Below are 18,492 nucleotides of genomic sequence, written 5' to 3' on the forward strand. Positions count from 1 at the left end.
CCGCGAACCGCAAGGAGCACCACGATGAGCGCTGTGGCGCCGGGAGTGCCCGGCTGGATCGACCTGGGCTCGCCGGATCTGGACGCGACGAGACGCTTCTACACCGAACTGTTCGGCTGGACCGCCCACACCGGCGGCGAGGAGTTCGGCGGCTACACCATCTTCAACCTCGGCGACGAGCCGGTCGCCGGCGCGGGCCCGCTGTTCAGCGAGGACCAGCCGGTCGTGTGGAACACCTACGTCATCACCGAGAGCGCGGACGACGTCGCGGCCAAGGTCGAGGCCAACGGCGGCAAGATCCTGATGGCGCCGGGCGATGTCGGCGAGAACGGCCGCATGGGCGTCTTCATGGACGCCGGGGGCGCGGCCTTCTCCGTCTGGCAGCCGGGCACCATGCCCGGCGCGACGGTGTTCAACGTGCCCGGCGCGCTGTGCTGGAACGAGCTGATGACCCGCGACCCGGCCGGGGCCAAGTCGTTCTACGAGGGCGTGTTCGGCTGGAACCACGAGGACGGCCCGTTCGGTGACACCACGTACACGACGTGGATGAACAGCGGCGCGCCGGTCGGCGGCATGATGCCGATGGAGGGCGACATGTGGCCGGCGGAGCTGCCGTCGCACTGGATGATCTACTTCGCCGTCGAGGACACCGACGCGGCCGCCACCAAGTGCGAGGCGCTGGGCGGCTCGGTCGCGGTCGCGCCGACCGACATCCCCCAGGGCCGGTTCGCCGTGCTCAACGACCCGCACGGCGCGGCCTTCTCCGTGATCAAGACGACGATGTGACCGTGTGCCAGGGCGCTTCGCCCCGGCTACGCAGTGCGCTGACCGCCGCGACGAGTCCGATCAGGACCGCCGCGGCGGTCAGCGCCCATGCGGCACGCGTGTGCAGCACCAGCAGCGCCCCGACCAGGGCGCCGAGGAACATCGCGAACACCGCCAGCGCGCGGCGCGCCGCCGCGACCCGGCCTTGACGGCGGATGTCGGCGGCGAAGCCGGACAGCGTCGAGGTGAGCACCGTCGTGGTCAGGTCGGGCACGGCGAGGCGGCGGGCGGTCGAGTTCTGGAGGCCCATCGCGACCGCGAGCAGCGCCGCCTCCACGACCGTCGCATCGGGCAGCAGGGAAAGGAGGATTGTCACGACCAACAGTCCCAACTCGACAAGTGCCACGTTGCGGAGCAGGTGACCGCGATGCGAATGCCGCTGCGCCAGGTGGCCGCCGGCGTACGAGCCGAGCAGGAAGCCCAGCAACGCGATCACCGACGCCGCCAGGGAGAAGCCCGGCGTGCCGGCCAACGCGAAGCCCACGAACACGACGTTGCCGGTCATGTTCGCGACGAACACGCGGCAGAGGTCGAGCACGCTCACCGCGTCCACCACGCCGGTCGCGACCGTCAGCACCAGCAGCAGGACCGGCAGCGGGCCGTGCCGCTCGCCGCGGGCCAGTTCGTCCCAGACACGCATCGGCGGCTCAGTGAGGCGGCGACGGCGCCGCGAGAGCGTGTCGCACGGTCGGTTCGGCGTCGGCGAGACGACGGGCCCGTTCGAGCACGTCGTGGTCGGCGCCGGTGTAGCGGGAGTGGTGCTGCGCCAGGTGCTCGGACCAGGACGGCACCTGGAACGTCTCGATGAACAGCATCGGGTCGGCGAGGTCGCGGTGCAGGCCCCAGCTGGTCGCACCCGTGCGCCGCCGCGAGCGCTCCACCACGGTCATCGCCTCGGTGAAGCCGTCGACGTTGTCCTCGGCCACCAGGTACTCGATCAGCACGAGCACCGGCCCGTCGGTCGGCCGGAGTTCTAAAACCAGCGATGGCTCCGCCCAGTTCGCGGCCACCGACCGGTCCAGGTTGCCGCCGTCGTACAGCGGCCACAGCCAGCCGGTGGCCGCACCGAGCAGCAGCAGCGCCGCCGCGACGAACATCGTGATCATCAGGCCCGCGTAGCCGGCGACCACGCCCCAGATCGCCGCGCCGAACGCCTGGCCGCCCATGAACACGATCAGGTAGAACGCGAGGCCGCGGGCCCGCACCCAGCCGGCCAGCGTCAGCTGCATCGCGGCGTTCAATGTCGACAGCACGCCGATCCACGCCGCGCCGGCCAGCACCAGCGGCAGCACGGCGACGAGCGCGTTCGGGCAGATCGGCAGCACCGCCGTGACGGCCGCGAACACCGCGCCGGAGACCATCAGCATCGCCGTGCCGCTGATCTTGCGGGCCGCCGCCGGCAGACCCAGCGCGCCCGCGACCGCGCCGACGCCCAGGGCGCCCAGCATCAGGCCGTAGCCGCTGGAGTCCAGGTGCAGGACCTGCGCGGACACCGACGGCAGCAACGCCCACAGCGCCGAGGCCGCCGGCACGAACAGCATCGACCGGAACAGGATCCGCCGGATGCCCGGCGCGTTCCGCAAGTACCGGACCCCCGCCCGCACCGCCGCGACCGCGTGTTCGCGCTCCGTCTCGTTCGGGCGGGGCTGCGGCGGCCGGCGCCAGAACTGCAACGCCAGCAGGATCACCACGAACGACGCCGCGTTCAGCGCGAACGTCCAGCCCACGCCGGCCAGCGACACCAGCAGGCCGCCCAGCGCCGGCCCCACCGCGCGGGCGATGTTCATGTTCACCGCGCCCAGCGCCGACGCCTGCTTCAGCTGCTCCCTCGGCACCAACTCCGGCTGGATCGCCTGCCAGGCCGGGCCCACCATCGCCGTGCCGCAGCCCAGCAGGAAGGTCAACGTCAGCAGCAGGCCCGGCGTCATGCCTCCCGTGAAGGTCGCCACCGCCAGCAGCGTCGCCACCACCGCCATGCCCAGCTGCGCCCACACCAGCAACCGCTTGCGGTCGGCAAGATCGGCCAGCACGCCCGCCGGCAGCGCGAACAGGAACACCGGCAGCGACCCCGCCGTCTGCACCAGCGCCACCACCGTCGGCCCGTGGTCCAGGAGCAGCCACTGCGCGCCCACCGACTGCACCCATGTCCCCACGTTCGACGCGAACTGCGCCAGCCACAGCGCGCGGAACGTGCGGGCGGCCAGCGGGGCCCAGGCGGACGACTTCAGTGCCAAGGTCGGCTCATTTCGGCGGTAGGCGGGGGCCACCAACCTACTGGCCGAACGCCGGTTCGAGCCCCGCAGCACGCCGCCGATCCCTCCTTTTCCGCCACATGCGCTTCCCATTTGCGCGGAGGTGACGAGTGGGAAGCGCATGTGGCAGAACGGAGGTGCCCGAAACCGACATTCGGTCTGGCGGAGAGCGCGACTCGCCGGGGGGGCGGCCCGCGATGGGATGCAGGGAAGGACGCCTTCCCTGCGTTCAGCGAGGGTAAGGCGTCCTTCCCTGCATCGGGATCTGCCTGGAACCTACATTCGGTGTGTCTGAGAGCGCGACTCGCCGGGGGTGTAGCCGGGGCCGGGTTCGGGGGTCACGGCGGTGGTGGTGATCTCGCCGCCGCAGTGGCGGCAGGCCAGGTAGGGGTCGGCGTGCCGGCCGCAGTCGTTGTGCCGCAACACGATCGGCGGGCCGTCGGGGGTGGGCAGGTAGGTGTCGCCCCAGTTCATGAGGGCGACGACGGCCGGGAACAGGCCCTTGCCTGCGTCGGTGAGGCGGTACTCGTGCTTGTCCTCGTCGTAGGCGACCTTCTCCAGCAGGCCGGCCTCGACCAGGCGCTTGAGCCGGGTCGACAGGGTCGGCCGCGGGATGCCGAGGTTGCGGGCGAGCTGCCCGTACCGCCGTACACCGAAGAAGGCCTCGCGCAGGATGAGCAGGGTCCACCGCTCGCCGACGAGTTCCAGGGCACGGCCGACCGACTCGGCGGTGAACCGGTGCCGGAACTCCTGCTCAGCGGTCATCGGCGCGCCAGTTCGGTCAGCAGGCGGGCGCCGCACGGGTCCTCGGCCGTCGGCGGGACGATGCCGACGTGGTCGGCGCCGGCGGCGTGGAACTCGGCGATCCGGGACAGCACGTCGGACTTCGAGCCGACAGCGCCGACGGCACCGATGAGCGAGGCGGGGATGTCCGCGGCGAGGTCCTTTCTGGACACTCCGGACCGGGCCCGTTCCACGAGCGAAGAGTAGCCCAGGGCGCTGAACATCTCGCCGTAGCCCGGCGGGCTGAGGTACACGGCGGTCTGGGCGGCGAGCTGGCGCAGGGTCGCGGGCCCGGGATCGAGTGCCACGGGGATCCACACGGCGAGACGGGGCGGCGTGCGGCCAGCGTCGGCCGCATGGGCGTCCACGAGCTTTCGCACCTGGGCGACGTGCTCGGGTGACACGAGGTTGAGCACCACCTCGTCCGCGACCTCGGCGGCGACGCGGGTCATGGCGGGCCCGAAGGCGGCGACGGTGATCGGCAGGCCGGGTAGCGGTCGGCGCAGGCGGAAGCCCTTGCTACGAACGTGTTCGCCGGCGAAGTCGGAGCGGCCACCGTCCAGAACGGACCGCAGCACGCCGACGGCCTCCCGCATCCGCCCGGCCGCATGCTGCCAGGAACGATCATGCCAGCCGCTGACGATGGCCGGGCTCGAACCGCCCAGCCCGATGCCGGCGACCGGCCGGGCAAGGTCCGTCACGGACGACACGCCGAGGGCCACCGACACGGGCGTACGCACGGAGATCGGCAGCGGTCCGATGCGCAGCCCGATCCGCTCGGTGCGCAGACCCACCGCGGTGGCAAGGGAAAAGGCGTCGTACGTCGCCATCTCGCCGAGCCACAGCGTGCCGAAACCGTTGCGCTCGGCCTCGACGGCGATGCCGACGGCCTCGACGTCCGGGCGGTCCAGCCAGAACGGCGTCACCACGCCGATGTCGCTCACAGCTGACCGGTTTCGGTCGGCAGGCCGAGCAGCAGACGGCCGACGAGTTCATACGTCGCCGGGTTGACCTGGAAGTGCGCGGTGGCGGTGTGCGCGTCCCGGAAACGGCGCTGCAATGGGGAATACTCGTAGATCGCGGAACCGCCGCCGAGGTCGTACACGGCGTCGACCACCTCCGCCGAGGTGCGCACGGCATGCGTGCAAGCCAGCCGCAGCGAGGTCCGCAGCTCGACGGAGACCGAGCCCGCAGCGGCGGCATCCCAGGCGTCGGAAATGGCCTGGTAGTACAGACCCCGAGCGGCCCGCAGCGATGCCTCGGCGGCGGCGAACGCGGCCTGCGTGGCCGACCGCTCGGCGGTCGACCGGCTGGATCCGGACGGCTTACGCACCGACGCGAGCTCGATGAACTCGGTCATCGCGCCACGTGCGTTGCCCAGTGCGGCGGCGGCGATCGACGCCGCGAAGAACCCGAACAGCGGGAACCGCTGGAGGGTCCGGGACCCCTCAGGCGGGCCGTCGAGCACCGAGAACAGCCGCGAGTCCGGCACGAACACGTCCTTGGCGACGACGTCGGTGCTGCCGGTGCCCCGCAGGCCGGACGTCTTCCAGGTGTCGAGGATCTCCAGCTCCGCGGTGGGGAACGCCGCCGTCCGCACCTGCCCATCCTGAATGAAGCCGAGAAAGATCCACTCGGAGTGCCGGACACCGCTACAGAACGACCACCGGCCGCTGATCCGCACGCCCCCGTCGACCGGTGTGCCGGCCGCCTTCGGCGCCCACACACCGGCGGCCACCGCGGTGGGGTCGCCGAACACCTCCTGACCGCCCTTGGCCGGCAGGTACGCGCCGAGCAGGCTGCTGGTCGCGGCGATCGACACGCACCAGCCGGCGGACGCGTCGCCGACGGCGATGGTCTCCGCCGCCTCGAGGATCTCCATGGCGGTGGGCTCCGCGCCGCCGAGATCGGCGGTCAGGCCGATGCGCAGCAGGTCGTGCGCCTTGAGCTCGTCGACGAGGCCGGGCGCCAGCCGGCGGCCCCGCTCGGTCTCGTCGGCCAGCTCGCGGGCGACCGCGGCGACCTTCCGTGCGCTCGACAGCATGCGCCCTCCAACCGGTTCAGTTCTGTTACCGGTTCAATATTCTTACCGGGAGTCGCGCATGTCAACCGCTACCGTGGTCGGATGACCGCCACGCACGTGGACGTGCTGATCGTCGGCGCCGGGCTGTCCGGGGTGAACGCGGCGTACCGGCTGCGCACCCGGACGCCGCGGCGGACGTACACCATCCTCGAGGCGCGGGACGCCATCGGCGGCACGTGGGACCAGTTCCGCTACCCCGGCGTCCGCTCCGACTCCGACATGTTCACGCTGGGCTACCCCTTCCGACCGTGGCCGAGCCCCCAGGCCATCGCCGACGGCCCGTCGATCCTCGACTACGTGCGCGAAACCGCCGCCCTGAGCGGCATCGACCGCCAGATCCGGTTCCGGCACAAGGTGCTCACGGCCTCGTGGTCCACAAAGGACGCCCGCTGGACCGTCGAGGCCGTGCACGACGGCGAGCCGGTGGCGTTCACGTGCGCGTTTCTCTACCTGTGCAGCGGTTACTACAGCTACGACAGCGGGCACGTGGTCGACTTCCCCGGCCGGGACCACTTCGCCGGCGACATCGTGCATCCGCAGTTCTGGCCCGAGGACCTCGACTACGCCGGCAAGAACGTCGTGGTCATCGGCAGCGGCGCGACCGCCGTGACGCTCGTGCCGGCGCTGGCCGACAAGGCCGCGCACGTCACCATGCTCCAGCGCTCCCCCAGCTACGTCATAGCCCGCCCCGGCCAGGACGCGCTCGCCAACAAGATCCGCTCCGTACTGCCGGAGCGCCTCGCGCATCAGGTCAACCGGTCCAAGAACCTGGTGCTGAGCACCATTTTCTACCAGTACATGCGACGATTCCCCGACCGGGCCGCCGCTTTCCTCCGCAGGGGCGCCGCCGCCGGGCTCGGCGACACCGTGCCGGTCGACCCGCACTTCACGCCGGCGTACAAGCCGTGGGACCAGCGGCTGTGCCTGGTGCCCGACGGCGATCTGTTCAAGGCCTTGCGCGCCGACCAGGCCAGTGTCGTCACCGATCACATCGAGACGTTCACCGCCGGCGGCATCAAAGTGAAGTCCGGCCGCGAACTGCCGGCGGACATCATCGTCACCGCGACCGGCCTGAAGGTCGTCGCCATGGGTGGCATCGCACTCACCGTGGACGGCAAGGCCGTCGACACGAGCACGTTGACCGTCTACAAGGGAATGATGTTCAGCGGCATTCCCAACCTGGCCTGGTGTGTGGGCTACGCCAACAACTCCTGGACACTGCGCGCCGACCTGACCTCGCAGTACGTCTGCCGCCTGCTCAACCACATGGACCGCGGCGGGTTCACCGTGTGCACGCCGACGCCGACCGAGCGCGACGCCACCAGCGGCCGGCCCATCCTCAACCTGACGTCCGGCTACGTCAAACGGGCCGAGGCGATCCTGCCCAAGCAGGGCCGGCGGCGGCCGTGGCGCACCCGCCAGAGCTACCTGGTCGACCTCGTCGACCTGCGCCTCACCCCGGTCACCGACGGCGTCATGCGTTTCACCACCGGTCCACGTGCAGCACCTCGTCCAGCGGCTGGCGCGGGGCGGGCCTGAAGCCGTCGCCGGTGTGGTAGGCAGTGGGGATCAGCGCCGCCTGGTGCACGTCGGCCGGCAGACCGAGGATCTCGGCGACCTCGGACTCGTACTTCAGGTGCAGCGTGGTCCAAGCGGTGCCTAGGCCGCGGGTGCGGGCGGCCAGCATGTAGCTCCACGCGGCCGGCAGCACGGAACCCCACAGCCCGGCCTGGTTGCCGGATCCGAGACCGCCGGGAACCCGAAGGCACGGGATGACCAGCACCGGAACCTGGCCCATGGTGTCGCCGAGTGCCGCGACGGAGGAGTGCACCCGCTGCTGCACCGCCGACCGCGCGGGGTCGGCGGCGAACAGCTTGCCGGCCGCGCCCGACGACTCCAGGTACTCGTCGCAGGCCCGCTTGTAGACGGCGCCGACCGCGGCCCGCTGGTCGGCGTCGGCGACGACCAGCCACTGCCAGCCCTGGCGGTTGGAGCCGCTGGGGGCCTGGAGGGCGATGGTGAGGCACTCCCGCACCACGGCCAGGTCCACCGGCCGGGTCAGGTCCAGCCGCTTGCGGACGGACCTGGTCGTGGTGAGGACGGTCTCCGCCGACATCTCGTTCATACGTCCATGCCTACCAGCGGCGTCCAGGCAGCGCCGCTTCGAACGAGGTGTAGCCGGCCTTCACAGCAGCTTGTCGAGGGTGATGGGCAGGTCGCGGACGCGCTTGCCGGTGGCGTTGTGCACGGCGTTGGCGACGGCGCCGGCGACACCGACGATGCCGAGCTCGCCGAGGCCCCGCGCGCCGAGCGGGCTGAAGACGGTGTCGGGGTAGTTGAGGAACTGCACGTCGACGTGCGGGATGTCGGCGTTGACCGGCACCAGGTAGGCGGCCATGTTGGCGCCGGCATAGCGGCCGGTGTCGGGCTCGACCCGGCTGTCCTCCAGCAGCGCGCCGCCGATGCCCATGACGACGGCGCCGAGGACCTGGCTGCGGGCGGTCTTCTCGTTGACGATCGTGCCGGCGTCGATCACGGTCAGCCACCGCGACACCCGCGGCTCGCCGGTCCACCGGTTGACCCGCACCTCGCAGAAGTGCGCGCCGAACGACAGGTAGCCGTAGCCCTTGGTGGTGCCGCTGGGCAGCGACGACGTGCCCTCGACGGCGGGCAGGTCCATCGCGGTGAGCAGGCTGCCGAAGCTCATCGACACGCCGTCGGCGCTGACCATGCCGTTGGCGTACGTCGGCGTCTTGCCGTTGAAGGGAGAGGCCGGATTCGTGGCGGCCTGTGCAATGAGGGCCGCCTTCGCGGCGTCGGCGGCGGCCAGGACGGCCGGGCCGTTGCTGGACGTCGAGGTGGAGCCGCCGGCGGGCGTGGCGACCGGCAGCGAGGAGTCGCCGAGCTCGGGCACGATCGACCCGGCCGGGATGCCCAGGGCCTGCGCGCCGAGGATGGCGAAGACGGTGAACTGGCCGGTGCCGAGGTCCGCGCCGGTGCCGGAGACGACCGCGGTTCCGTCGGCCTGCAACCGGACCTTGATCGTGGACTTCGACCGCGACGCCGGGTAGGTGGCGGTCGCGGTGCCGAGCCCGACCAGCCAGTCGCCGTCGCGGACCGAGCCGGGCACGGGATTGCGTTTGTCCCATCCGAAGGCGCTGGCGCCGGCCGTGTAGCACTCGTCCAGATGCTTGCTGGACCAGGGATTTCCGCTGTTCGGGACCTTCACTGCGTAGTTCTTCTGGCGCAGCGCCAGGGGATCCATGCCGAGCTTGAACGCCAGCTCGTCCATGGCGCTCTCCAGCGCGAAGGCCCCGTGCGTCTCCCCGGGCGCCCGCATCGGCGTCATCGCCGACACGTCCAACGGCACGAAAGCCCTGGTGACGTGCAGGTTCGGCGACGCGTAGGTGGTCAGCGACTGGTTGGCGACGTTCTCCATGGACGGCCCGGACTGCGACTTTCCGGACACGCCCTCGTGCTTGATCGCCACGAGCGTGCCGTCCTTGGCCGCGCCGAGTGTCACCGTCTGGTGCGACGGCGGCCGATGCCCGGACACGGCGAACGTCTGCTCGCGGGTCAGCGCGACCTTGACCGGCCGCCCCAGCGCGCGGGCGGCGGCCGCGGCCAGCGGCACGTGCGCCCAGTTGCCGATCTTTCCTCCGAAGGCCCCGCCCACATAGGGATTCACGACGTGCACTTTGGACTGATCGACGCCGAGCGCCCGCGCCATGTGGCTGACGACGTTCATCACGCCCTGCGTCGCCGTGTACAGCGTGAGCCGGTCGTCGGTCCAGACCGCGACCGCCGCGTGCGGCTCCATCGGGTTGTGATGCTGGTGCGGTGTGGTGTACACAGCCGACACCGTCACGTCGCTGGCCGCCAGCGCGGCGTCGATGGAGGTCACACCGGGGGCGAGGACCTCGGCGACGGGACTGCTCGTCGGGGTCGCGGTCGCGACGCCGGCGGCGAAGTCCACGTTGCCCGGCTTGACGTCGTAGGTCGGCGCGATCAGCGAGGCGGCGTCCCGGGCGTGCTCGAAGGTGTCGGCGACGACCATGCCGATCACCTGTCCGTTGTACCGGACCCCGTTGTCCTGCAACACGGGCGCGGTCTCGTCGGTGGAGTTGTCGCCGTAGCCGAAGAGCTTCAACGGATTGAACGGCGTGTAGACCGCCAGCACGCCCGGCGCGGCCAGCGCGGCGGTGGCGTCCATCGCCGTCACCGTGCCGAGCGCGATCGTGCTGGTGACCAGATACCCGTACGCGGTGGCGACGTTGTCGGCCGCGAAGACCGCGCCACCGGTGACCTTGAGCCGGGATTCGACCCGGGACAGCGACACGGTCATCGCGCACCCGCCAACGCCCGCGCGATGGTCCGCTGCACCAGCGGCAGCTTGAACGCGTTGTCCCCCAACGGCTTCGCCCCGACCACTGCCAACTTCGCCGCCTCCAGGTAGCTCTCCTCGGTGGCCGGTTTGCCGCGCAGCGCTTCCTCCGTAGCCGGCAACCGCCACGGCCGGGTGCCGACGCCGCCGACCGCGATCCGGGCGTCCCGCACCACGCCGCGGTGCACGTCCACCGCCACCGCGGCCGAGGCCAGCGCGAACTCGTAGGACGTTCGGTCCCGAACCTTCACGTATGCCTGCGGCCAGTCGCAGGCCGGCACGATCACCTCGGTGATCAGCTCGCCGGGTCGCAGCTGGTTCTCCACCGCCGGCGTGTCGCCCGGCAGCCGGTAGAAGTCGGCCAACCGCACCACCCGCTGGCCGTGCCGGTCCTGCAACCGGATCGAGGCGTCCAGCGCGACCAGCGCCACCGCCAGGTCGCTGGCGTGTGTCGCGACGCAGGAGGCGCTGGTGCCGAGGACGGCGTGCGTCCGGTTGGCCCCGTTGACGGCCGGGCAACCGCTGCCCGGTTTGCGCTTGTTGCACGGCATGCGCACGTCACGGAAGTAGTCGCAGCGGGTGCGCTGCAAGAGGTTGCCGCCGATGCTGGCCATGTTGCGCAGCTGCGGCGAGGCGCTCAGCCGCAACGCGGTGGCCACCATGGACCAGCGCGAGGCCACCTCATGGTGCACGGCGACGTCGGCCATCCGCTCCAGCGCGCCGATTCTCAGGCCGGCCGGCGTGCACTGGATCCCCCGCAGCGGCAGGGAGTTGATGTCGACGACGTGCGCCGGCGTCATCACCTCCAGTTTCATCAGGTCCACCAGCGTGGTGCCGCCGGCGAGATAGGACGTGCCGTCGCCACCCTGGGTAAGCGCTTGCCGCACGGAGGCCGCAGCGCCGTAGCCGAAGCCCCTCATCACTTCTCACCTCGAGCCTGTTTGACCGCGTCCACGATGTTGGAGTAGGCGCCGCACCGGCAGATGTTGCCGGACATCGCCTCACGGATGTCGTCGTCCGTGTGGACCGACCGGTCCGAGACCACCTCGACCGCGGACATGATCTGGCCGGATGTGCAGAAGCCGCACTGGAATCCGTCGCAGTCGACGAAGGCCTGTTGCACGGGATGCAACGCATCGCCGTCGGCGATGCCCTCGATCGTCGTCACGTTCTTGCCCACACAGGTGATCGCGAGCGTCAGGCAGGACACCACGCGACGGCCGTCCACATGCACCGTGCAGGCCCCGCACTGTCCGCGGTCACAGCCCTTCTTGGTGCCGGTCAGGCCGATCCGCTCACGCAACGCATCCAGCAGCGTGACTCCCGGATCGGCGTCCAGTTCGTACGGCTTGCCGTTGACGCTCAACCGAATCCGCGCCGGCGGAACCGGATCGGCCCAGGCCCGGCCGGGCGCCCACGCAACCGTGCCGGCCACCGACGCGGCCGCCGCCCCGCCCAGAAATCCGCGCCGCGACACACTTCCTGCCATGCGACCCTCCCAGATAGGTGGTCGATGCGGCGGAATCGACATCACTGTCGGTGAGGCTAGCAGCACGCGCGATTGACAGTCATCGACCTGCGTAGTGAGATGACTGCACCGCCGCGTCCTTGTGTACCGAGGAGGACGACATGAGGGTCGCTGCGACGCTGGTCGCCAGTCTGACCTTGAGCACGACCGTGTTGGTCGGACAGGCCGCCGCCGCTCCGGCTGACACCACCCCTGCCGCCTGCCCGGTCGTCGCGCCGATGCTGACCGCCGCCAACACCTGGCTCGCCAACGGGACCGACCTGGCCTCGGCGAGTTGGCAGAACGCCGTCTTCCACGTCGGCAACCTGGCCATGGTGCTGACCAGTGGCCAGTCCAACCACAAGACGCTGCCGTGGGCCCAGGCGCTGAACTATTAGTTGATCACCGATCCGGCCAACGAGTTCAACCCGGCCGACGAGGCCGCCGGGGAGGCCTACCTCGACCTGTACCACTACTTCCACCCGGACCCGCCGATCCTGGCCGCGCTGCGCCAGCGCGTCGCCGACGAGGTGGCCAGCGTCCAGGCCGGCCACGTCAGGTACTGGAACACCGTGGACGCGCTGAACCAGGCGTGGCCGCAGTTCGTCCGGCTGGGCGTGATGGACTCCAAGCCCGAGGACATCCAGGCGGCCCAGGAGCTGTTCCACTACACGGAGAAGCGGGCCGGCGGCTTCGGCCTGTTCAACGAGTTCACCGGCCTGTGGTACCACGACGCGAGCAAGGTCGGCTCGTTCGAGTTCTGGTCCCGCGGCAACGGCGAGGCGCTGGCCGCGCTGGCCACCGTGCTCCAGTGGCTACCGCAGAACGACCCGAACCGGCCGGAGTACGTGCGGGTGTTCCAGAAGATGGCCAACACCCTTCGACTGGTCCAGCGATCCGACGGTTTCTGGAACGTCGACCTGCTCAACCCCTTCGACCATCCGGGTCCGGAGAGCAGCGGCACCGCGCTGTTCGCCTACGCCCTGGGCTGGGGGGTGAACAACGGCGTCCTGGACGCCAAGAAGTTCACGCCGACCGTCACCAAGGCGTGGCACGCCCTGACCACCAAGGCCTTGCAGCCCAACGGCGTGCTCGGCTACGTGCAGGGTGACGCTGCCGGCCCGCGCGGCGCGCAGCCGGTCAAGGCGACCGACACCGCCGCCTACGGGGTCGGCGCCTACCTGATGGCCGGGCAGCAGGTGGCGAAGCTGACCCCGGGCTGCTGAGTTCTTGCCGCGCGTTCCGCGCGGGACGAGGCCGCTCGTGACCGGTGCTGTGTCCTTTGCGCCGCCTCCGGCGGCGCGGCTCGGCCGCTCGTGACCGGCGCCTTCCCTGGCCGGATTTCGATCGCTCGCGTCGGCTCGGGTGGTGGGGCGAGTCGGGTGGCGAGCGATCGAAATCCGGCGACGGTCCAGGCACCGGCGCGGCCTCGCGACTTCAGCTTGGCGGGCGGCGGTTACCCTGCGCGGTATGACCGCGCAGGGTCGCCGCAGGGCGCTGATCGTGGCCACCGGCAGCTACGAGCACAAGGGGCTGCGCCGACTGGCCGCGCCGGCGCACGACGCCGACGCGCTGCGGGCGGTGCTGGCCGATCCGGAGCTGGGCGGCTTCGAGGTCGAGGTGGCGCGGGACCTGCCGGCGCACCAGATCCAGCGGCGGGTGGCGGACTTCCTCGCCGGCGGCGGGCGCGACGACGTGCTGCTGCTGCATTTCTCCTGTCACGGCCTGAAGAACGCGGCCGGTGAGCTGTTCCTGGCCGGCACGGACACGGTGCCCGACCGGCTGTCGGCGACGGCGGTGCCGGCTCGGTTCGTGAACGATGAGCTGGCCGAATGCCGCGCTGCGCACGTGGCGCTGCTGCTGGACTGCTGCTTCGGCGGCGCCTTCGCGAAGGGCAGCGTGTCCCGGTCGGTGGACGACGTCGACGTGGAGCAGTCGTTCCCGCTGCGGCCGGGCCGCAGCCGCGTGGTGATCACGGCGTCGAGTGCGACGGAGTACGCCTTCGAGGGCGAGGAGCTGGCGGAATCGGGCCGGCTGCGGCCGTCGCTGTTCACCGAGGCGGTGGTGGAGGGGCTGCGCACCGGCGACGCGGACCTCAACGGCGACGGCTCGGTGGACCTCGATGAGCTGTACAAGTACGTCTACGCAAGGGTTACCGCCGCCACCGCGCACCAGACGCCGCACCAGTCCGGCGGCGGTCACGGGGCCTCGCTGCTGATCGCCCGTACGCCGCTGGCTCGTCGAGTGGGGACCGTCGACGTCGAGGAATCCCTTGCCGCACGGGCGAAGGATCCGGATGCGGCGGCGCGGCTGGCGGCCGTCGGCGAGCTGCGGACGTTGCTGGTGGGAGACGACGTCTCGGTGGCCGCCGGCGCGTTGACGGTGTTGCAGGCGCTGACCGGCGACGACAGTGTGAGCGTGCGTACCGCCGCCGCGGAGGCGCTGGTGGTGGCGCAGCTGCGGCCGTCGCCGGCGGTGGTGGAGCTCGGCGAGGACACCGCTCAAGCGGTCGCCTTCGCCGGGGCGCCGCTGGCACGGATCTTCCACGTGACGACCGAAACCCGCTGGTTACGGGTGTCGCGGGACGGCGGCGCGGTGATCGCGCAGGCCGATCCGGCGGCGTATCCCGAGGGCTACGGCGAGCTGCGCGGCGACTTCACGGTGATCACCCGACTCGGGCCGGTCGTGGTGCCGGTGGTGTGCCGGCCCGCCGGGCGGCTGTGGGCGCGGGCGTCGATCCCGACGCCGGATCTGACGCTGTTCCACGACTGGCGGGTGCTGTTCGGCACCGCCGTCGTGGAACTGGTGGTCGTGTTCGGGGCCGCCGCGAGCATGCTGGAGTCGGCGACGTTCCTCGGCTTCCTCTACGAGGTGCTGCGGTGGGGACCACTGCTCGTCGGCATCCGGCTGATGGAGGGGGACGGTTTCCGGCGGCCCGTCGGGTACGGGATGGTCGCCGCGAACGCGGTGTTCCTACTGGTCGACGGCCTGGGCAACGTGCACACGACCGGCGGCATCTGGTCGTGGCTGCAACTGGCGCTGGCGGTCGCGGTCGTGGCGGTGCTGGGGATTCGGCTGTGGCCGTTCGAGCAGGTGCCGCGCCGGATAGCCCTGGTGCCGCCGACGCAGCGGCCGCTGGCGTGGGTGACGATCGGCGCGGCCGCGGTGGAGCTGATCCTGCTGCTGTCGGCGATTCCGACGGATGCCGGCTCGTTCACGATCGGCGGTGTGATGGGGCCGGTGGCCGGCCTGCTCGCGGTGGTGCCGTGGGCCGGGCTGTGCGTGCTGGTGGTGCTGGCGCGGACTGTTTCGGCGCCGCAGCGGCTGTTCGTGACGGCGGCGGTGGTGGCGTATGCGGGGCCCGAGGTGGTCTTCATGCTCGGTTCCATCCTGCTCGGCGCGAACTTCACGTACGTCGGCGACGACGTGTGGGACGCCCAGGGCACCGCCGCGTGGTTCCCGCTGCTGCACGCCGCCGTGACGACCGCGCTGGCCGGCACCGCCGTCGCGAGGGTTTACAGGCGGGTGTGACGCGCGTTACCGTCGAATGTGGAAGCGCTTCCAGACATCTCCGGGCCGCCACCCAGACCTTCCCTGCGAAAGGCTCACCCATGTCCGGAGCACACCTGCGACGGCTCGCGGTGGCGGCGCTGGTCGGCGCGGCCGCCATGCTGCTGCCGGTGGCGACCGCGCACGCGGCCACCACGACCTGCGCGCCCCAGGGCACGATCAGCGCGAACGGCGGCGAGTACACCATCCAGGCCAACGAGTGGAACTCGTCGGACCAGCAGTGCATCACCTACACCGGCGGCACCGCGTGGTCGGTGAGCACCGCCAACTTCACTCTCTCCGGCGGCGCGCCGGCCACGTACCCGTCGATCTACAAGGGCTGCCACTGGGGCGCCTGCACGGCCGGCAGCGGACTGCCGATCCAGGTCAGCAAGCTGGCGACCGCAACCTCGTCGTGGAGCACCGTGCAGCCGGCCTCCGGCGCTTACGACGTCGCCTACGACCTGTGGACGAACTCGGCGCCCACCACCGGCGGCCAGCCCGACGGCAGCGAGATCATGATCTGGCTGAACAGCCGCGGCGGGGTGTCGCCGTTCGGCTCGAAGGTGGCGTCGGCGAACATCGGCGGGCTGAACTGGGACGTGTGGACCGGGCGGCAGACGTCCTGGAACATCGTGTCGTACGTGCTCCAGGGCGGCGGGACCGCGTTCAACGGCCTGAACGTGAAGGCGCTGATCGACGACTCGGTGGCGCGGGGCGTGACCAACGCCAACCACTACCTGCTCGACGCCGAGGCCGGCTTCGAGATCTGGCGCGGCGGGCAGGGGCTGGCGACGAACAGCTTCTCGTTCACCGCCACAGCCGGTTCGGGCGGCGGTTTGCCGCTGTCGCAGGGAAAGCCGGCGACGTCGTCGTCCGTCGAGAACGCGTCGTTCCCGGCATCGAACGCTGTGGACGGCAACACGTCGACGCGGTGGAGCAGCGCGTTCCAGGACGGGCAGTGGGTCCAGGTCGACCTCGGTTCGGCGCACCAGATCACCAAGGTGGTGCTGAACTGGGAGGCGGCGTTCGCCCGGCAGTTCCGTGTCCAGGTGTCGAACGACCCGAGTTTCGCGACGTCGACCGATCTTTACGCCACATCGGCGGGGACCGGCGGCGTGAACACCCTGGCCGTGTCGGGCAGCGGCCGGTACGTGCGCCTGCTCGGACAGACGCGGGCCACGCCGTACGGGATCTCGCTGTGGGAGTTCCAGGTCTTCGGCAGCTGAAGTTACGGTGGTCGGGTGCGAGCAGTCGTCTATGAGTCGTTCGGCGGTCAACCGCAGGTCCGGGACATGCCCGATCCCCTGCCCCAACGGGGCGGGGTGGTGATCGGCGTCCGCGCGACCGGGTTGTGTCGCAGCGACTGGCACGGCTGGCAGGGGCACGACACCGACATCACCGAACTGCCCCATGTTCCGGGGCACGAGCTGGCCGGAGAGGTGCACGCGGTCGGCGACGACGTCACCCGGTGGCGCGTCGGCGACCGCGTCACCGTGCCGTTCATCTGCGCGTGCGGGCGCTGCGCGTCGTGCGCGGCCGGTGATCAGCAGGTGTGCGAACGCCAGACACAGCCCGGTTTCACGCACTGGGGGTCGTTCGCCGAGTACGTGGCGATCGACTCCGCCGACGTGAATCTCGTTGCCATGCCTGAGGATATGAGCTTCGAGACGGCGGCCGCGTTGGGCTGCCGGTTCGCCACGGCGTTCCGATCCGTTGTGGCGCAGGGGCGTGTGCGTTCCGGGGAATGGGTCGCGGTGTACGGGTGCGGCGGCGTCGGCCTGTCGGCGGTGATGATCGCCGCCGCGAGCGGCGCTCAGGTGGTGGCCGTGGACGTGAACCCCTCGGCCTTGGCGCTGGCCAAGCAGTTCGGCGCGGCGGCGTGTCTGGAAGCGCATCCAGACGTGGTTTCGCGGGTTCGGGAGGTCACCGGCGGCGGGGCGCACCTGTCGCTGGACGCCCTCGGCAGCCCCGGAACCGCCGCGAACTCGGTGCTGTCGCTGCGACGGCGGGGCCGGCATGTGCAGGTGGGGCTGCTGCCGTCGGCCGAGGGGCCGGTGGCGATGCCGATGGATCGGGTCATCGGGTGGGAGCTGGAGATCCTGGGCAGCCACGGCATGCCGGCGCACGCCTACCCCGCCATGATGGATCTCGTGGCCAGCGGCGGTCTGCGGCCGGATCTGCTGATCGGCCGTCGGATCGGCCTCGACGAGGCCGGCGCGGCGCTGGCCGGCATGGCGTCCGGGGGTGGGACCGCCGGGATGACGGTCATCCTGCCGTGAGGCTCAGAGCTTGTACTCGCTCGTGCCGCCCAGGGCGTGCAGCTTGTTCAGCTCCTCCGCCAACTTCTTGTACTCCCCCGCCCGCCGCGCCCCGTACGCGTCGTCGCTCGACGGCTTGCCGCCCAGCGGCAGGATCGGGTCGGTCACGCCGTGCTCCAGCCGGTAGACGAGCACGTTGTGCGCCGCCTTCACCCAGGGCTCCGGGTCCGGCTTCGGCACGGAGCCCACGGCGCTGGTCAGCCAGGTCGGCAGCGAATCGCCGTGGGCCATGGCGTCGTTCAGCCGCTGCCTTGCGACGACGCTGATCCGCGCCTTGGCCGCCGTGATCTGGTCCTTGGTCGGGCCGCCGCCGAGGCCGGCCTCCTCCAGCTTCAGCAGGTCGGCCTCGACCATCCGCTGCGCTGCCTCGACCGTCGCCCACTTGGGCTGCACCTGCTTGGGAGTGAGGTTCACGTACTGCTCTCCGCCGGCCCGCCGCGACGGCGACTTCGCCAGCTGGCTCTGCACCTCGCCGATCCGCCGGCGCAGGTTGCCGGCCTGTTCGGACGTCAGCTGCCGGCGCTCGGCGTCGTGCCCCTGGGCCAGCGCCTTGACGGCGTCGGCCAGCTCCTCGTCCACGTCGTCCAGCCCGGGACGCGCCCGGCCACCGCGCCGCACGAGCGCGGCGAGTTGCTCCCGCAGGTCGCTGATCTGCTGCTGGAGCTGGTCGATCGTGTCCTCGGTCACGGACCTTCCTCGCTAACGCTCGGAGCACGAAGGTCCGCGACCAAGGTCGCAGTGCTGGATGGTTCCCTCGCAAGCTCGGTCACTGCTCCTCCTCACCTCGA

Annotated in this window: 17 protein-coding genes; 7 read left to right on the forward strand and 10 right to left on the reverse strand. The window is 71.1% G+C overall.

Translation table 11 applies throughout. The features are described 5' to 3' along the window. The first annotated feature begins 24 nt into the window (after window positions 1–24). On the forward strand, window positions 25–786 hold the full coding sequence (locus BCF44_RS08225) for a VOC family protein (protein WP_116173508.1): 762 nt from the start codon (window positions 25–27) through the stop codon (window positions 784–786). Here the strand turns inward: BCF44_RS08225 and BCF44_RS08230 are convergent. From BCF44_RS08230 to BCF44_RS08250, 5 genes are all read right to left on the reverse strand, one after another. Continuing rightward, the gene (locus BCF44_RS08230; protein WP_116173509.1) at window positions 770–1,465 is read right to left on the reverse strand and encodes a YoaK family protein; all 696 of its coding nucleotides are present in this window, start codon (window positions 1,463–1,465) and stop codon (window positions 770–772) included. The genes BCF44_RS08225 and BCF44_RS08230 overlap by 17 nt on opposite strands. Before the next feature lie 7 nt (window positions 1,466–1,472). Next, a complete protein-coding gene (locus BCF44_RS08235; RefSeq protein ID WP_211352930.1) occupies window positions 1,473–3,059 on the reverse strand; it encodes an MFS transporter in 1,587 nt (528 codons plus the stop codon). 294 nt (window positions 3,060–3,353) lie between these two features. Next, entirely contained in the window at window positions 3,354–3,842 is a 489-nt protein-coding gene (locus BCF44_RS08240; RefSeq protein ID WP_116173511.1) for a winged helix-turn-helix transcriptional regulator, read from the reverse strand. Next, window positions 3,839–4,804, reverse strand: coding sequence for an LLM class F420-dependent oxidoreductase (locus BCF44_RS08245; RefSeq protein ID WP_116173512.1), 966 nt, complete (start codon window positions 4,802–4,804; stop codon window positions 3,839–3,841). The genes BCF44_RS08240 and BCF44_RS08245 overlap by 4 nt, the downstream gene beginning before the upstream one ends. Beyond that, on the reverse strand, window positions 4,801–5,904 hold the full coding sequence (locus BCF44_RS08250; protein ID WP_116173513.1) for an acyl-CoA dehydrogenase family protein: 1,104 nt from the start codon (window positions 5,902–5,904) through the stop codon (window positions 4,801–4,803). Before BCF44_RS08250 ends, BCF44_RS08245 begins: the two co-directional genes overlap by 4 nt. An 81-nt stretch (window positions 5,905–5,985) precedes the next feature. Here BCF44_RS08250 and BCF44_RS08255 point away from each other — a divergent pair, with 81 nt between their 5' ends. Continuing rightward, complete coding sequence (locus BCF44_RS08255; RefSeq protein ID WP_116173514.1) at window positions 5,986–7,482, forward strand: flavin-containing monooxygenase; 1,497 nt, start codon at window positions 5,986–5,988, stop codon at window positions 7,480–7,482. Here the strand turns inward: BCF44_RS08255 and BCF44_RS08260 are convergent. From BCF44_RS08260 to BCF44_RS08275, 4 genes are all read right to left on the reverse strand, one after another. Continuing rightward, window positions 7,427–8,059: a nitroreductase family protein gene (locus BCF44_RS08260; RefSeq protein WP_116173619.1), complete on the reverse strand. Its 633-nt coding sequence runs from the start codon at window positions 8,057–8,059 to the stop codon at window positions 7,427–7,429. The genes BCF44_RS08255 and BCF44_RS08260 overlap by 56 nt on opposite strands. Window positions 8,060–8,128: 69 nt before the next feature. Next, window positions 8,129–10,288: a xanthine dehydrogenase family protein molybdopterin-binding subunit gene (locus tag BCF44_RS08265; RefSeq protein ID WP_116173515.1), complete on the reverse strand. Its 2,160-nt coding sequence runs from the start codon at window positions 10,286–10,288 to the stop codon at window positions 8,129–8,131. Continuing rightward, a complete protein-coding gene (locus BCF44_RS08270) occupies window positions 10,285–11,247 on the reverse strand; it encodes an FAD binding domain-containing protein (protein ID WP_116173516.1) in 963 nt (320 codons plus the stop codon). The genes BCF44_RS08265 and BCF44_RS08270 overlap by 4 nt, the downstream gene beginning before the upstream one ends. Then, on the reverse strand, window positions 11,247–11,816 hold the full coding sequence (locus BCF44_RS08275) for a (2Fe-2S)-binding protein (RefSeq protein ID WP_211352931.1): 570 nt from the start codon (window positions 11,814–11,816) through the stop codon (window positions 11,247–11,249). Before BCF44_RS08275 ends, BCF44_RS08270 begins: the two co-directional genes overlap by 1 nt. A gap of 140 nt (window positions 11,817–11,956) precedes the next feature. Here BCF44_RS08275 and BCF44_RS57450 point away from each other — a divergent pair, with 140 nt between their 5' ends. From BCF44_RS57450 to BCF44_RS08295, 5 genes are all read left to right on the forward strand, one after another. Continuing rightward, window positions 11,957–12,232 carry a hypothetical protein gene (locus tag BCF44_RS57450; protein ID WP_246014885.1) on the forward strand — a complete coding sequence of 92 codons (276 nt, stop codon included), beginning with the start codon at window positions 11,957–11,959 and terminating at the stop codon, window positions 12,230–12,232. Continuing rightward, complete coding sequence (locus tag BCF44_RS08280) at window positions 12,233–13,060, forward strand: glycoside hydrolase family 88 protein (protein WP_246014886.1); 828 nt, start codon at window positions 12,233–12,235, stop codon at window positions 13,058–13,060. It abuts the gene before it with no gap. A gap of 244 nt (window positions 13,061–13,304) precedes the next feature. Then, a complete protein-coding gene (locus tag BCF44_RS08285; RefSeq protein ID WP_116173517.1) occupies window positions 13,305–15,365 on the forward strand; it encodes a caspase family protein in 2,061 nt (686 codons plus the stop codon). An 80-nt stretch (window positions 15,366–15,445) separates the two neighbouring features. Next, window positions 15,446–16,612: a GH12 family glycosyl hydrolase domain-containing protein gene (locus BCF44_RS57455; RefSeq protein ID WP_170217394.1), complete on the forward strand. Its 1,167-nt coding sequence runs from the start codon at window positions 15,446–15,448 to the stop codon at window positions 16,610–16,612. Between the two features lie 15 nt (window positions 16,613–16,627). Beyond that, window positions 16,628–17,665, forward strand: coding sequence for a zinc-dependent alcohol dehydrogenase family protein (locus BCF44_RS08295; RefSeq protein ID WP_116173518.1), 1,038 nt, complete (start codon window positions 16,628–16,630; stop codon window positions 17,663–17,665). Between the two features lie 3 nt (window positions 17,666–17,668). Here the strand turns inward: BCF44_RS08295 and BCF44_RS08300 are convergent, their stop codons facing one another. After that, a complete protein-coding gene (locus BCF44_RS08300) occupies window positions 17,669–18,391 on the reverse strand; it encodes a hypothetical protein (protein ID WP_116173519.1) in 723 nt (240 codons plus the stop codon). Window positions 18,392–18,492 lie beyond the last annotated feature (101 nt).

The organism is Kutzneria buriramensis (assembly GCF_003387475.1).
Lineage (GTDB): Bacteria > Actinomycetota > Actinomycetes > Mycobacteriales > Pseudonocardiaceae > Kutzneria > Kutzneria buriramensis.

Excerpts from the sequence above, each read along its gene's own strand:
- BCF44_RS08225 (WP_116173508.1), top strand. The coding sequence starts at position 25 with ATGAGCGCTGTGGCGCCGGGAGTGCCCGGCTGGATCGACCTGGGCTCG.
- BCF44_RS08230 (WP_116173509.1), bottom strand. The coding sequence starts at position 1,465 with ATGCGTGTCTGGGACGAACTGGCCCGCGGCGAGCGGCACGGCCCGCTG.
- BCF44_RS08240 (WP_116173511.1), bottom strand. The coding sequence starts at position 3,842 with ATGACCGCTGAGCAGGAGTTCCGGCACCGGTTCACCGCCGAGTCGGTC.
- BCF44_RS08250 (WP_116173513.1), bottom strand. The coding sequence starts at position 5,904 with ATGCTGTCGAGCGCACGGAAGGTCGCCGCGGTCGCCCGCGAGCTGGCC.
- BCF44_RS08255 (WP_116173514.1), top strand. The coding sequence starts at position 5,986 with ATGACCGCCACGCACGTGGACGTGCTGATCGTCGGCGCCGGGCTGTCC.
- BCF44_RS08260 (WP_116173619.1), bottom strand. The coding sequence starts at position 8,059 with ATGTCGGCGGAGACCGTCCTCACCACGACCAGGTCCGTCCGCAAGCGG.
- BCF44_RS08265 (WP_116173515.1), bottom strand. The coding sequence starts at position 10,288 with ATGACCGTGTCGCTGTCCCGGGTCGAATCCCGGCTCAAGGTCACCGGT.
- BCF44_RS08270 (WP_116173516.1), bottom strand. The coding sequence starts at position 11,247 with ATGAGGGGCTTCGGCTACGGCGCTGCGGCCTCCGTGCGGCAAGCGCTT.
- BCF44_RS08275 (WP_211352931.1), bottom strand. The coding sequence starts at position 11,816 with ATGGCAGGAAGTGTGTCGCGGCGCGGATTTCTGGGCGGGGCGGCGGCC.
- BCF44_RS57450 (WP_246014885.1), top strand. The coding sequence starts at position 11,957 with ATGAGGGTCGCTGCGACGCTGGTCGCCAGTCTGACCTTGAGCACGACC.
- BCF44_RS08285 (WP_116173517.1), top strand. The coding sequence starts at position 13,305 with ATGACCGCGCAGGGTCGCCGCAGGGCGCTGATCGTGGCCACCGGCAGC.
- BCF44_RS57455 (WP_170217394.1), top strand. The coding sequence starts at position 15,446 with ATGTCCGGAGCACACCTGCGACGGCTCGCGGTGGCGGCGCTGGTCGGC.